Source organism: Candidatus Leptofilum sp., from assembly GCF_965223525.1.
Classification (GTDB): Bacteria; Chloroflexota; Anaerolineae; order Promineifilales; family Promineifilaceae; genus Leptofilum.
On sequence record NZ_OZ245005.1, the window covers coordinates 1,518,486 to 1,532,939 of the forward strand.

Consider the following 14,454-nt stretch of genomic DNA (forward strand, 5'->3'; position numbering starts at 1 on the left):
AATATGCAATATTTTAGGAGATTCTTCAGCAATGGCTGTCAATGGTTTTAGCAAATTTCAAGACAAACTGATGTTTTACGGCCTTAATGTGGTGGAGAAATTCCAGCGCGGGGCGGATAAATTACAATACAGTCCAACTTTCATCGTTGCCCCCCCACGCGCGGGCACCACCGTAACGCGCCAGGTGGTTAGCTGGGCTATTCCAACCTCCTATTTTTCTAACCTGACGGCGATTTCCAGCTTCCATTTGGGCAAGCCCCTACCTATCACTACGGCCAAAATGGCCAAGAGGATAGGCGGTGACCAAAATGCGGGATCGTTCGAGAGCAATTTTGGCCGCACGGCCGGGCGGGGTGCGCCTGCCGAGGGTGAAACGATTTGGGCGTACTGGTTTGGCAATCGGTATGGGCCAGTGGAGCCGGAAAATGTGTCGCTACAGCAGGCCCAGTGCATGTACCAGGCGGTTGCAGCAACTGAGCAGGTATTTGGGCTGCCGTTTTTCAATAAAACAACGGTGCTAAGTTTGCGGATTTGCGCCATCCGCAAAGTGTTTCCCAATGCGCTCTTCATTCAAGTCATGCGCGATCCGCTGGATACGGCCCAATCCATTTACAAGGCGCGGACGACGCGCTACCCAACCTGGTTGGGTGCTCGTCCCAAAGAGTGCGAAAACATCAGCGGCAAGAGCGTGCTGCAACAGGTTTGTGAGCAGGTGTATTACGTCGAGAAAAATATTGCCCGCGAGCGAGCCCTTGTGGGCGAAAAAGCATTCCTGACGGTGCATTACAAGGATGTGTGTGCTAATCCCCAGCGTGAGGCAGAGCGGATTGCGGCGTTTATGGATGCCAATGGTGCGCCAGCCAAGTTAACCCGTTCGCTGCCGGACTCTTTTGAGCTGTCACACGGCCGTAAAGTGGAAGAAGCTGAATATCACGAAATGCGCCGTTTGTTGGACAAGCTATATCGACAATAGACCCCCCACTATCTTCTTATTTCGATTTCACACAAAACCCATTATCCTGCGTGGGTAGGGTTCGTTCACCCATCGAGCAGAAGAAACGACGCTTCTAAATTTATGGAACTTTTCCGCTTTTACACGAAAACGGCCGTAAGATTAAACGAAACTTTTTGATGATAATTTAGCCTCAAAATCAGTCTGGTAATGTGATCTGATTCCACCAGTAAACAGCACATCTTCGACTGAGATTTGGAACAAGTTTTTACAAAATAGCTGCTGCTTTTGGCATTCACCACTATGTTCACATTTTCCCCGCCGAAGCCACAAAATGTTATTCATGCCAACCACAGAAAATATCTTGAAAACCAACATTTGATTTATTTGTGGTCTGCTCAAGTAAAAGCTGGGTTTTCGCTTAATCTACTTCATTCTTGTTGGCGTTTACACAACAATAAATAAAAGAAGCGAGTAAAAAAATATGGATTTTTCTTGGAGTGATGAGCAATTAGAATTTAAACGATCTGTTGCCGAATTTGCCCAAAGAGGGCTTAACCAGGGTTTGGTTGAGCGAGACAAAGAAGGCGAATTTTCCCGCGAAAATTGGCAAAAATGTGCTGATTTTGGCATCCTCGGTCTCTCTTTTCCAGAAGAGTATGGTGGTTCCGACCTCGATATTCTCACCACCATGCTCACTATGGAAGGCTTGGGGTATGGAAGCCGGGATAATGGCCTCAGCTTTGCCCTCAATGCCCAAATGTGGAGCGTGCAGCACCCCATCCTGACTGTTGGTACAGAAGAACAGAAGCAAAAATATTTACCCCGCCTTATCAGTGGCGAGATCATTGGCGCACATGGTATGACAGAACCAGACTCTGGCTCCGATGCCTACAGCTTACGCACCCGCTACGAGAAAGTGGATGGGGGATACTGCCTGAATGGCACCAAAATGTTTGTGACTAGCGCCCCAATTTGCGACTTGGCAGTTGTATTTGCGACCAACAATCCAAAAATGGGCATGTGGGGCATCACCGCTTTCATCGTAGAAATTGGAACCCCTGGCTTTAGCGTCAGCCGCGACATTGAAAAGATGGGTCTACGTACCTCGCCAATGGGTGAGCTGGTCATGGAAGATTGCTTCATTCCCGAAGAAAATTTACTGGGTAGTGCAGGCGGCGGCGCCAAAATTTTTGCCCACTCCATGGAATGGGAACGTAGCTGTATTTTGGGCAGCCATCTAGGAGCAATGGAGTTCCAGCTTGAGAAATGTATTCAGTATGCGCGTGACCGCAAGCAGGGTGGGCAGTCCATTGGCAAGTACCAATCCATTTCTAACCGCATTGCCGACATGAAGGTGCGTCTGGAAACGGCGCGGAACCTGCTGTACAAGGTGGCGTGGCTCAAGAGCCAGAAGAAAACAGCCACAATGGAAGCTGCCATGGCGAAATTGTATATCAGTGAATCCTATGTTGCCTCTAGCATGGATGCCATTCGCATTTTAGGCGGCTATGGTTACATGACCGAGTTTGAGATTGAACGAGATTTGCGCGATGCGATGGGCGGTACCATCTATTCTGGCACGTCTGATATTCAGCGAAACATTATTTCAAGATTACTGGGGTTGTAGAGATGATTTATTCTTTGGCACAAGCACTCGATAAAACGGCCGTTACCCACCCAGACCGTGATGCGCTTCGTTGTAACGGTAAAGGCATCACCTATGTTACATTGCAACAGCAGACCGATAACCTAGCTTACTTGCTCCAGCAGCAAGGTGTAAAGCGAGGCGACCGGGTTGGTATTTATATTAACAAGGATATTGAATCGGCCGTTTCCATTTATGGCATCATGAAAGCGGGCGCAGCCTATGTACCGCTGGACCCATTTGCACCTGTCGAGCGGTTAAGCTACGTGATTACTGACTGTCAGATTGATGTGGTGATTACCAAGCCAAACAAAATGGCCCAGGTACGCAGCATGGTGGCAGATACCGATTTAAGTTGCCTCATTGGTGTAGAGCCACAAGAGGATTTGGACGTTACCTGCGTCCCCTGGAGCCAGGTGGCTGATCCAGACCTGCAAAACAAGCCGGATATCCATGTGATTGAGCAGGATTTGGCCTACATTTTGTATACTTCTGGCTCCACCGGCACGCCCAAAGGCATTATGCACACGCACCGCAGCGCCCTTAGCTTTGCCGAGTGGGCCTGTGAAGAGTATGGATTGACATATGAGGATCGCGTCACGAATCATGCGCCTTATCACTTTGACCTTTCCACATTTGATCTGTTTGCCACGATGCTGGCAGGCGGTACCGTGGTGATCATCCCGGAATACATCACCAAGTTTCCTGCCAGCCATTCCCAGCTTTTGCAAGATGAAAAAATCACTGTTTCCTACACGGTTCCCTTTGCCTTAATTCAGCTTATGGAGCGTGGGGCGTTGGAATCACGCGATTTGAGCAGGTTGCGCTGGGTGTTGTTTGCAGGCGAGGTGTTCCCCACCAAGCATTTGCGTGAGCTAATGAAGATTTGGTCTGACAAGCGTTTTAGTAACTTGTACGGACCCACGGAAACAAATGTATGTACTTATTACCATGTGCCGGACCTGCCAGACGATTTTGAGGACACGATTCCGATCGGTTTGGCATGTGCCAATGAAGAAATGTTGGTGGTAGATGCCGATAACCTGCCAGTGGCGCAAGGTGAAGTGGGTGAGCTTTTGGTGCGGGGCGGCACGGTAATGCGTGGCTACTGGGGACGGCCAGACCTCAACGAGAAAGGATTTTACCGTCGTTCGGTGTTTGGTCATTATGAAGATGTCTTTTACCGAACTGGCGATCTGGTTTTGCAGCGAGAGGACGGCAATTTCCTCTACTTTGGCCGGAAAGACCGCCAAGTGAAAACGCGCGGCTACCGTGTGGAGCTGGATGAGGTGGAAGTGGCCTTGCTCTCTCATGAGGATGTGAAGGAAGCGGCCGTTTACATCGTGTCTGATGGCAATAGCAGCAATTTGATAGAAGCGGCCGTTATTCCCAATGAAGATACTGAATTGACCCAAACTATTTTGTCAAAACATGTAGGTGATAAGCTGCCGCCTTATGCAGTGCCAACCAAAATTCATATCATGCCTGAATTTCCGCGTACCTCAACCGGAAAGATCAACCGACGTGATCTTCAGGCAATGGCTGAAAGTGAATTAGAAGAAGTTGTCGCAGGTTAATTTTAGAACACGAACATAGCAATTAGATTAAGGGGAAACGGATTTACAGATTATCTATTCGTTTCTTTATTATGGCATTGGAGCTAGTTTTATGAAGAAAACAGACGTTGTAATTATTGGTGGTGGGCCTGGCGGTGCAGCAAGTGCTATCAATTTGGCTAAACATGGTATTCGTTCAATCATCATCGAAAAAGAAACGTTTCCCCGGTTTCATGTTGGAGAATCCATGACAGGTGAATGTGGTCAGGCTGTTCGTGACCTGGGTTTAGAGGCAGAAATGGCAGGGGTTCCAAAAACTATCAAACATGGTGTTACAGTGTATGGAAAAGGTGGTAAGGGTAGTTTTTGGTTACCAGTTATGAAACGCAATGAAAATGGTGAGCTTGTCAAAAATTTCACTTGGCAAGTTAGGCGCAGTGATTTTGACAATATTGTGTTGGAAAAGGCTATCCATAATGGAGCTGAACTCGTGCGCGGCAAAGTTATTAAAGCACTGCAAAAAGAGGATGGCACTGTTTATGGAGTTGAAGTTAAGCTAAATGATGGTTCCATAGAAACTATTGAGGCTGAAATTGTGCTGGATGCTTCTGGTATTGCTACATTTTTATCCACAACTGGTATAGCCAGTAAGAAGGAGCGTGGTAAATACGATAGGCAAATTGCTATTTACTCACATGTAAAAGGTGCCAAGCGTGACGAAGAAGATAATACGCTAATTTTTTATGAAAAGAAAAATCATTGGGCGTGGTTTATTCCAATTGATGAAGAGACTGTGAGTATCGGCGTGGTTACACCATCTGATTATTACCGCGAATCAAACGAAGAAATGCGAGATTTTTATTTGCGTGAGATGCACAAGATTAATCCTTCACTTTCGGCGCGGGTGCCTGATGTGACGTTAGTCGAAGAGGTCCGGGCAACAACAAATTATTCTTACCATGTGCACAATTTTACCGGTAAAGGATTCCTATGTGTTGGAGATGCTCATCGCTTTATTGATCCAATTTTTTCTTTTGGATTACATTTTGCATTAAAAGAGGCGAGTTTTGCTGCTGATGCCATTGCTGCGTATTTGAATGATGGCGTTGGACGTGATTTAGAGAATCCTTTTGAAGCTTATCAAGAGCATTGTGAACTTGGTATGGATACTATTCAAGAAGTATTGGATTGCTTCTGGGCAAGCCCACTATCTTTCGCGTTTTTTGCCCATGAGCGATACAACGAGGATTTCATTGACATCTTTGCTGGCCGTATTTACCAAGAGGAACCGTCTCGTGGATTACAGGCCGTGCGAAAAGTTAATGCAAAAATGGCTCAGTTAGCTGAAGAACAACCAGAATTGTTAAACCATGTTTCTTGAATAAGATCAGGACTTCACAGACGTTGTGATTGCCTTTAAGCTCCGAAGATTGTTAGTTAGTGGGTAGAAGCCCAATAAAAATTTCAAGTTAACCTAAACCTATTAAAGAAAAGGTGAAAAAAATGGTAAATAATGGAAATATCCCAAAAAGCTGTGATGTAGTCGTCATGGGCGGTGGCCCGGCTGGCAGCCATGCAGCTACCTTGCTGGCTCAACGTGGTTACGAGGTTGTGTTGTTTGAAAAGGCTCGCTTTCCCCGCCCGATGGTTGGCGAGAGCTTGATTCCGCATTTTTGGAAGTTCATGGATCATTCTGGCGTGACGTCCAAAATTGAAGCGGCAGATTTTTTGGCCAAGGCCGGTGGGATTACAGTTTGGAACGGCCGTATTCATCAATTTTCGTTCTCGGCTTTTGGTTACGATCGGCCAGCCTTGCATGTAGAGCGGGATGTATTTGATGACGTCCTGCTGAGACATGCAGAATCTGAGGGCGCAACGGTATTTGAAGAAGTAAGCGTTAAGGGTGTTGATTTTTCTGATCCAAAACCAATTGTTAGCTACCACAGTATGCAAGATGGTACACGCGGGGCTGGCAAAATCCAGTGCCGTTATGTGATTGATGCTTCTGGCAACAGCTCTATTCTGGCAAAACAGTTTAAATCACGTCGGCTCGTTGAAGGCCACCGTACCTTCCTAGGTATGTGGGGCTATTTCACCGGCGGTAAATATATTGGTGTAGATGGCAGTAGCTACGGTACAGAAAGCATTGGCAAGGTTGCACCAGTTACCTTTATCTCCTCACACGATGATGGTTGGGCTTGGCATATTCAGCTAAAAGACAAAATTAGCATTGGGTTGATCATTAATACTAGCAATGTAAAGCGCATGGGCAAAAAGGAAATGGAGCCTTATTTCTTGTCCACAGTTCGTAATATTCCTTACTTTAAGGAGCTGCTGGAAGATGCCACCTATCAAGAAGGTTCAATGGCATTCCGACCAGATTACTCCTTCTACTCCACCAAGCCAGCAGGCCCGAACTTTGGCTGTATTGGGGATGCAGGTGCCTTTGTAGACCCGATCTTCTCGCACGGCTGTCAAGCGGCTTTCTACTCCGCATCAGTTTGTGCCTGGGCTGCTGAATCTGCCTTCAGACGTCCTGACCGCGCAGAAAATTACGGCCGTTTACTCCAAAGACGTCTACAGCAACACTATGGCTTCTCCCGTTCGCTGGCCCTGGGCGATTATGGTGGCGATGGTGTTGATCCAGACCTCGTCATTGATTTGATGAAGTCAATGCCGCTTGTTGAGTTAGAAATGATGTTGGTAGCCTCCGATATTTCCAACCGCTCCACAAACTTCCACGAAATGGCTAAGCAGGCTGGCATTCTGGAAGAGGATTTTGCTGACGGCATCATGTCCGGTAAGGCACGGGTGCTGGACACGTTAAACGTATAAATATAAATATATGCACTTTATTGCTTTTCGGTGACTTTGCCCCTGGATTTTTCAACAATGGTTTAGTCACCGAAAAGTAAAAACTCAATTTTCCTCAATCAATAATTTTCCTTAACGTTGTAAGACTTTTCTAAAGAATTCGTTGCTAAATTATTGGCACATTACCAGAGTAGTAATCGTTAAATTCTCTGGGCCTTATTAAATCCAAATGGGAGACAAAAATATGAACGCATCTGTAGTTTTGAAAGAATACATCCGCGAAGAATTGATGAATGGTGCTAGCAATGAGCTAGATGAGAGCGAAAATCTGTTGGCTGCTGGCATCATTGATTCTCTTGGTATTTTGCGCCTGGTTTCATTTGTAGAAGAAAAATTCGGTATCGAAGTACCGGACGAAGACGTGACGATTGATAACTTTCAAAGTGTGAAATCCATGTCTGATTACGTGGCTTCCCAAAGCTAAAGTTTGATTGAAGGGAATGAGTTACTGTCTTTGAAACGGCCGTCTAGCCACAAGGTACTCATTCCCAACAAAACGGACGACAGCGAAATCTATCCGCGATTCCAGCAATCCCCCACAACCACAGCCATCGCAGCCGAATCGCATAGTCTGAACCTGAGGTATTTTAGATGAAACAAATCTACTGCCTCAGGTTCTTAGTTCCACAAGGATCTATTCCTAAAGGATGTAATCCTAAATGACCAGAAGATTTTTACTGCTCATGGGACTGGGTATTTTGGGTTTAATCCTGAACCATTCAGCCACCTTTGGGTATCAAGCAACATTTGATTTGGCCTGGCGGTATCGCCCAGAGGTAGCAACTACTTGTGAAGACCTAACCCCACCTGTGCGCTGCCCCAACTATGATCAGGTTCATTCTCCAACTTATTGGGGTCTTACAGTCGTTCGCCGATTTATTGCCTTTGGGGTGCCGGTATTCTTAATGGTATCTGGCTATTTCATTGCCTTTGCCGCCGGGCGCAAAGATGCCCGCATAAAATGGCCAATCCTTAAAACTAGAGTTGTGGGATTGGCCATACCATACCTGGTTTGGTCAATTATCATATTTGTGGGTCAAGCGATCTTCTATAATCGTGTTTATTTTTCTGACAATATTTACCTTACTGCATGGGAATACATACGGCGACTGTTAGTAGGTGGCGCGACTGGCTCCTATTATTACATTCCGTTACTTATCCAACTTTATTTACTTTCTCCAATTTTGGTGCCGCTGGCTAAAAATCGTTGGAAAGGTTTGTTGATAGGTACGGCCGTACTCATGATCTTTGTAGAGACATTGCGTTATCTCCAGCTTTTTGGTTTGGGCGAACCCGTCGTACCCACCTTGATCAAGCTCACACCGCTGTGGTTCTTCCCTCGTCGTCTCTTTTGGTTTGCCCTGGGCATTGTCTTTGGCTTCCACATCGGCGACTTTAAGCCATTTTTTGTGCGCCATAAAAATAAACTTGTTTTCGGCACTGTTCTATTTTACCTGTTGTCGCTGGTGGAATTTGAAGTTCTGCTGGCAGCCTCTGGCCAGCCGTGGATTGACTTCTTCTCCACCTACACAACCAATATTTATGCTGGCCTGTTCATGATGGCGATGCTGTCGGTGAAAAAGCTCAAGCTGCCCTACACCCCGCAAATTATGGATATTGGTGCCAAAGCCTTTGGCATTTATCTGATTCATGAGCAGGTGCTAGAGCTGGTGGGAACCCTTATGTTCCGCTTTACCCCCTGGATTCTTGGATACCAGATTTTGTACCAGCCCATCATGATTGTGAGCGCGCTGGGCGTACCGCTTTTGTTAATGTGGGCAGTCAGCCGCTCGCCTGCCAAAAAGCTATACAAATATTCGTTTGGTTAGAGGAGAAATCGCTGAATGCAGGCTTCAACGACTGTAGAAAACAGGCCATCGGCACTGCCGGAGGACATTTATACCAACTCTAATCTGACCAAATTGCAGATGATTTATTGGGTGGGGCAAAGCCTGCGACCCAACACTGCTCTCTTTAATGTGGTTGTTACCTTCCGCTGGCAAGCACCTGTGGACGAAGCCATTTTTGCCGAGGCATTTGCCAAAATTGTTGAGCAGAGTGATGCACTCCGCACCGTCATTCGAGAGGAAGCGGGTGTACCAAAGCGCATTGTGTTAGATGCTCCACCTCAGCCATTGCAATTGCTAGACTTTTCTAACGAAGCCAATCCAGAAGAACACTGGCATCAGTGGGTTGAGAAGCGGCGGCGTCAGAGGCTTGATTTGGGGAAGTGCGCTTATGATGTGGTTTTGGTGAAGCTGGCCGAGGCTGATTACTGCTGGTTTGTCAATCAACATCACCTTGTATCAGACGCAGCGTCTTTTTACCTGGTGTATGATCATGTCATGGCGCACTATTTTGGGGCGTTGGAAAGCGATCAGATGGGCGCGTTGCCACAATTGCCGACGTTTGAATCCTTTTATGAATTTGAACAAGGGTATCGTACCTCTCCGCGCTATCAAAAATCTGCGGCATATTGGCAAAAAGCGTTGGCTGACGGTGTTGAGCCTTTGAAGTTTTACGGCCGTTCCCCCAAGAAGAAAAGCCACAACGTGCAGCGTATTCGGGTTCCGTTAGACGTTGAGCGGTCACAGCAAATAAAGGATACTGTCCAGCGGCCCGGCGTTATCAAAATGACGCATGATTTGGGCATGCTGAATGTGCTGCTGACGCTCTACTTTGCCCAACTACACATTATGACGGGCAATGACCGGTTGGCCACCATGATGCCGTTCCACAACCGACCCACCGAAGCGATGAAGCAAACCATTGGCCTGCTAATGGAAATTGCCCCGCTGCTTGTCACCTTTGAGGAAGGCGAAACGTTTGCCAGCCTAACCAAGAAAATCAGCAAATCACTCCAGCGTACGCTGGTGCATTATCAGTATGGTTCGGCCGTTGCTTTGCAAAACAACCTGCTGGATCTGATGTTCAACTTTCATCACCGTCCGGAACTGCATTTTGGAGATGCACCTGTCACGCAGGAGTTGGTGCATCCGGGGGTTGGCAGCGATAGCTTTGCCCTGCACATTCATGAATTTGAGGCAGACGGTGCGCTGACCTTTTTCTTCGATTTTCATGAAGATGTCTTTACCTTGGCTGAACGTGAACTGACGCTGGATATTTTTGAGAAGTTGCTGGGCGCTTATTTGGCAAATTCTGAGCTGCCTTTGAAGGAGCTGAATTTGCCAACGGCCGTTTTCCAAACAGCCGTGACCAATGACGAATTCCAAAATGGAACAACCGCTCCCGCCAAAGCAGCGTTTGTTGCCCCGCGTGATGCGCTAGAACAGCAATTGGCTGATGCTTGGCAAGCTGTACTCGGCGTAGAAAAGATCGGCATCCTCGATGACTTTTTTGATCTAGGTGGCAATTCCTGGACGGCAGTTCGCCTGTTTACCGAGTTGCAATCAGTCACTGGACGCAACCTGCCGCTGGCAACGTTGTTCCAGGCACCCACAATTGCGGCTCTGGCCAACCTGATGCGGCAAGGGGGAGATCGTGAGACCTGGACTTCCTTAGTACCAATCCGCAGCAAAGGCAGCAAGCCGCCGTTTTTCTGCATTCACGGAGTCACAGGGGATATTTTGTGGCTAAAAGATTTAGCTGATTTGATGGACGATGACCAGCCGTTTTACGGCATCCAGGCGCGTGGGCTGGATGGGGAAGCAGAGCCATTTGATCGCCTGGACGAGATGGCAGCCTACTACTTGCAGCAAATTCGGCAAGTGCAGCCAACAGGCCCGTACTACCTGGGCGGCTACTGCATGGGCGGCGACATTGCCTACGAGGTGGCACGCCAGTTGCAAGCAGCCGGAGAGGAAGTGCCGATTTTAACAGTCATTGATCCCCCACCGGCAGATTTGAGTGAACGTGCGCCGCTGAACGGCCGTTTCCTCATTGATTTTGTGCGAAACAGCCCGTACTGGCTGCGTGAATTTATGCGTTTGGGGGGTGGTGAAATAGCCTCTCGCATTCGGCGCAAAGGGCGTGTGGCTTTGCGTTCGCTCTGGCAAAAAGCCCGTTCTCAATCTGTAGATGAGGGCGTGACCGCGACCGATGTGATTGATCAGGCAGATGATTTGCCTGAATATCGGCAAAAATTGATTGAATCTCATATTGATGCGCTGCAGCATTACACGCACGCCGGGTACGATGGCGAGGTTATTGTATACGAAGCGCAGAGTCGCCCCCTGCTAAACCCTGGCAATCATGCCAATGAATGGATTGATTATGTCAACAGGCCAATTACGGTGCGAACCGTTTCTGGCTCACATAGCAGCATGCTGCACAAGCCGCATGTCATTCAGTTGGCCCAAGATTTACAAGACAGCTTAGACCAGGTGCGAAACGCGCAGAAAATGGAGCTAGAACGCTAGGATTTAGCAGGCTTGGCCATCATTGCTTGTTGTTCAGACGAGAGATATAGGGTTTTTGACATCGTATGTCAGACGATGGAGCGAGAATTAGCAACCTGAATGCAGACAGATATTGTTCAACCAACGGCCGTTTCTCAAACGGAAGCATCGAGTGATATGTACACCCGTACTAATTTAACTCGAATGCAAATGCTGTACTGGACTGGGCATCAACTGCGGCCAGATATTCCCCTGTACGCTGCCCCAATTATGTTTGCAATTCCCGGAGCCTTCAACACGGCGTTGTTCTGCAATGCGCTTCAGGCTGTTTTTGAGCAGAGCGATGCTTTGCGAACGGTCATTCAAAATGTAGATGGCGTTCCCCAGCAGATTGTTCGACCAAAGGTTGAGGTGCCGCTGCAAATTCAAGATTTTACAACGACGCCTGATCCACGAACGGCCGCACGCCAGTGGTTCCAGGAGCTTGCCTGCCAGCCGTTTGACTTACAAAAAAGCTTGGTACAGTTTGCCCTAGCAAAGGTTGAAAATGACCAACATCTATGGTTGATGAACCAGCATCACATCATTGCTGATGCCGCTTCTTCATTTTTTATCTACCAGGTTGTCGCACGCACCTATGAAAATTTGTTGGACCCTATTGAAAATAGCCAGCCTCCGGCCATTACGCCTTACCAAATTTATCGGGAGTACGAGCAAGAATTTCGGGAATCTGCACTGTGTCAACGCGCTGACAAATATTGGAAGCAAAGGTTGCAAGAAGATGCGGTGCCGCTTCACTTTTTTGGGCAACGCACTCGTAAGAAGGGCACGCACACGATCCGAAAAACCGTTGAGCTGGAACCGGCAGTTACTGAAAAACTGGCTGAATTGGCCGCTGTTGAAGAGTTCCGCGATCTCACCGAGGAGCTGACCCTGTTCAACATATTGGCAGCGCTTTATTTTGCCCTGGTTTATCATCTTACCGGGAACAAGCACCTCACCTTTTTAACCCCCATGCACAATCGGCCCACGCAAGCGTTTCGGCAAACCATCGGTTTGCTCATGGAGCTTTGCCCCTTTGTGGTAGATATTGATCCAGGGGAAACGCCAACCTCGCTGATACAAAAGCTGAAGAAGCAGACACGCGGGGTCATGCGCTTTGCCCAATATGGTTCTAGCATTCCGCTCAACAGCAAAGCTCACGATATCATGTTCAATTACCATAGACGGCCGTTGCTCACCTACAACGGCCAACGAGTAAGGCAAGAACATTTGCATGTAGGCCAGGGCACCGAAAGTTTTTCCATACACGTCCATGAATTTGAAGGCAGCGGCACCTTTAAGGTCAAGTTTGATTTTCATCAAGATATTTTTACCGAGCAGCAACAACAAACAACCATCGCCATGTTCAATGCCTTGCTCGAAAGCTTCCTCACAGACCGGGAAGCCCAGCTGACCAAGGTTGAATTACCCTATTCCGCATTACAAACGGCCACATCTCAACCAGAAGCCACCCAATCAAACACCACCGCCTACGTGCCGCCCCGTGACCGTCTGGAGCTTGACCTAAAAAATATTTGGGAAGCCACCCTCGGCGCTCCCCGTATCGGCATTTACGACAACTACTTTGATCTGGGCGGCACCTCCTGGCAAGCAATGAACCTCTTTGCCGAGATAGAAAAGCTAACCGGACAATATTTGCCACTGGCAACCTTGGTTGAAGCAGGCACAATTGCCGCTTTAGCCGAAAAGCTGCGTCAGCAAACTGGTGCCGAAGCGTGGCCAACCCTTGTGACCATCCAGGAAGGAGCGGCCGACCAGAAGCCACTCTATCTCGTTCATGGCGGTGGCGGCCACGTACTCATTTTCACCAAATTGGCGCGGTATCTGCCAGATACGCAACCTGTATTTGCTTTTCAGGCTCAGGGGCTAGATGGTAAAACCCAGCCACTCGGTTCCACTGAAGAGATGGCGGCCCGTTATGTTGAAGCATTGCTAACCCACCAGCCAGAAGGCCCGTACCAATTAGGCGGTTACTCAATGGGTGGGGCCGTTGCTTTTGAGATGGCTCAACAGCTCGTTGCCCGAGGTCACAAAATCAGCTTTGTGGGCATTATAGACACGCCCGCACAACACCCTGCCTTAAAGTGGGTACGCCTGTGTACCAAACTAGCCGCTCGCCTTTTACGGTTTTCCCCACAAAAAGAGCAGCAGCTGTTTGTCCAAAATCGCCATCGCTTTTGGGTTGGTATTCGGCAGGTATTAAGAAACCAAAAATACCGTTTGACAAAACAGGTAAACAAGCAAAACCCACAAGCGCGTGCAGGAACTAAGCAAAAAGAAGATGCACGCGTTCAAAAAATTACCCACATCAATAACCGCGCTTTCTTTTGTTACGTGCCAAAGCGGTATCCGGGGCCAGTAACGCTCTTCAAATCAACCGAGGGGTATCAGGACATGTACCGTGACACCAAAGACCCGCTCATGGGTTGGCAGCGAGTTTCAACAAGTGTCAATGTGTGCATTTTGCCCGGCAATCACAACCAAATTATGGACGAACCATTCGTGCAAAACCTGGCCGACGCATTTGTCTTAGAACTCAAAAAATAACGAAACTATACAAACATGCGATTTCTTCTAGCCAGTAAACAGCCCCAGTATAAGGTGAGAAATCGCATGTCTCATTAAGAAGCTACACCGCGACAAAATAACTTTTCATAAATTTTTTATGCAATTTGATACTCCTGTAATTCGCTGTTTTTTTGAGGATACAAACGGCCGTTCATCACGGCAAGCGTGAAAGGCTAATCGTAAGAATTCTGGGCTAAAAAATGGTTGTGTTTTAAGGGTATAAACCCAATCTCATTGTGGAAAAATTGGAGACAAGAAAAGACTATTTTCCTGGTTAAGACAAGAAGCCTATTGTAAACGGCCGTTGCCAAACCCCATAATGAATCTGGATACAAAATGCGTTTCGTCGAGAAGACTATGAACATCAGGAAAACGCAGTTAAAAAACCATCGTTGCCAACTGGCCAGTGTACCTACTGTTCCGGCAAACAATTTT

The 14,454-nt window shown here is 47.6% G+C and carries 9 protein-coding genes; all 9 read left to right on the forward strand.

Features of this window, described 5'->3' with window-relative positions:
• The first annotated feature begins 31 nt into the window (after nucleotides 1-31).
• The 9 genes from ACOQPM_RS23620 to ACOQPM_RS23660 all read left to right on the forward strand — a co-directional run bounded on the left by ACOQPM_RS23620 (nucleotide 32) and on the right by ACOQPM_RS23660 (nucleotide 13,998).
• The gene (locus tag ACOQPM_RS23620) at nucleotides 32-973 is read left to right on the forward strand and encodes a sulfotransferase family protein (protein WP_420630851.1); all 942 of its coding nucleotides are present in this window, start codon (nucleotides 32-34) and stop codon (nucleotides 971-973) included.
• Between the two features lie 463 nt (nucleotides 974-1,436).
• Nucleotides 1,437-2,582 carry an acyl-CoA dehydrogenase family protein gene (locus ACOQPM_RS23625; protein ID WP_420630852.1) on the forward strand — a complete coding sequence of 382 codons (1,146 nt, stop codon included), beginning with the start codon at nucleotides 1,437-1,439 and terminating at the stop codon, nucleotides 2,580-2,582.
• Between the two features lie 2 nt (nucleotides 2,583-2,584).
• On the forward strand, nucleotides 2,585-4,177 hold the full coding sequence (locus ACOQPM_RS23630; RefSeq protein WP_420630853.1) for an amino acid adenylation domain-containing protein: 1,593 nt from the start codon (nucleotides 2,585-2,587) through the stop codon (nucleotides 4,175-4,177).
• A gap of 91 nt (nucleotides 4,178-4,268) precedes the next feature.
• Complete coding sequence (locus ACOQPM_RS23635; protein WP_420630854.1) at nucleotides 4,269-5,537, forward strand: NAD(P)/FAD-dependent oxidoreductase; 1,269 nt, start codon at nucleotides 4,269-4,271, stop codon at nucleotides 5,535-5,537.
• A 122-nt stretch (nucleotides 5,538-5,659) separates the two neighbouring features.
• Nucleotides 5,660-6,991, forward strand: coding sequence for an NAD(P)/FAD-dependent oxidoreductase (locus tag ACOQPM_RS23640; RefSeq protein ID WP_420630855.1), 1,332 nt, complete (start codon nucleotides 5,660-5,662; stop codon nucleotides 6,989-6,991).
• A gap of 223 nt (nucleotides 6,992-7,214) precedes the next feature.
• On the forward strand, nucleotides 7,215-7,454 hold the full coding sequence (locus ACOQPM_RS23645) for an acyl carrier protein (RefSeq protein WP_420630856.1): 240 nt from the start codon (nucleotides 7,215-7,217) through the stop codon (nucleotides 7,452-7,454).
• 235 nt (nucleotides 7,455-7,689) lie between these two features.
• Nucleotides 7,690-8,859, forward strand: a complete 1,170-nt coding sequence (locus tag ACOQPM_RS23650) for an acyltransferase (protein WP_420630857.1) — start codon at nucleotides 7,690-7,692, stop codon at nucleotides 8,857-8,859.
• A gap of 15 nt (nucleotides 8,860-8,874) precedes the next feature.
• On the forward strand, nucleotides 8,875-11,409 hold the full coding sequence (locus ACOQPM_RS23655) for a condensation domain-containing protein (RefSeq protein WP_420630858.1): 2,535 nt from the start codon (nucleotides 8,875-8,877) through the stop codon (nucleotides 11,407-11,409).
• Between the two features lie 99 nt (nucleotides 11,410-11,508).
• On the forward strand, nucleotides 11,509-13,998 hold the full coding sequence (locus tag ACOQPM_RS23660) for an alpha/beta fold hydrolase (protein WP_420630859.1): 2,490 nt from the start codon (nucleotides 11,509-11,511) through the stop codon (nucleotides 13,996-13,998).
• The last annotated feature ends 456 nt before the right edge of the window (nucleotides 13,999-14,454 follow it).

Bases quoted from the DNA above. Each gene is read 5' to 3' on its own strand.
- ACOQPM_RS23620 (WP_420630851.1), top strand. From the start codon at position 32: ATGGCTGTCAATGGTTTTAGCAAATTTCAAGACAAACTGATGTTTTAC.
- ACOQPM_RS23625 (WP_420630852.1), top strand. From the start codon at position 1,437: ATGGATTTTTCTTGGAGTGATGAGCAATTAGAATTTAAACGATCTGTT.
- ACOQPM_RS23630 (WP_420630853.1), top strand. From the start codon at position 2,585: ATGATTTATTCTTTGGCACAAGCACTCGATAAAACGGCCGTTACCCAC.
- ACOQPM_RS23635 (WP_420630854.1), top strand. From the start codon at position 4,269: ATGAAGAAAACAGACGTTGTAATTATTGGTGGTGGGCCTGGCGGTGCA.
- ACOQPM_RS23640 (WP_420630855.1), top strand. From the start codon at position 5,660: ATGGTAAATAATGGAAATATCCCAAAAAGCTGTGATGTAGTCGTCATG.
- ACOQPM_RS23645 (WP_420630856.1), top strand. From the start codon at position 7,215: ATGAACGCATCTGTAGTTTTGAAAGAATACATCCGCGAAGAATTGATG.
- ACOQPM_RS23650 (WP_420630857.1), top strand. From the start codon at position 7,690: ATGACCAGAAGATTTTTACTGCTCATGGGACTGGGTATTTTGGGTTTA.
- ACOQPM_RS23655 (WP_420630858.1), top strand. From the start codon at position 8,875: ATGCAGGCTTCAACGACTGTAGAAAACAGGCCATCGGCACTGCCGGAG.
- ACOQPM_RS23660 (WP_420630859.1), top strand. From the start codon at position 11,509: ATGCAGACAGATATTGTTCAACCAACGGCCGTTTCTCAAACGGAAGCA.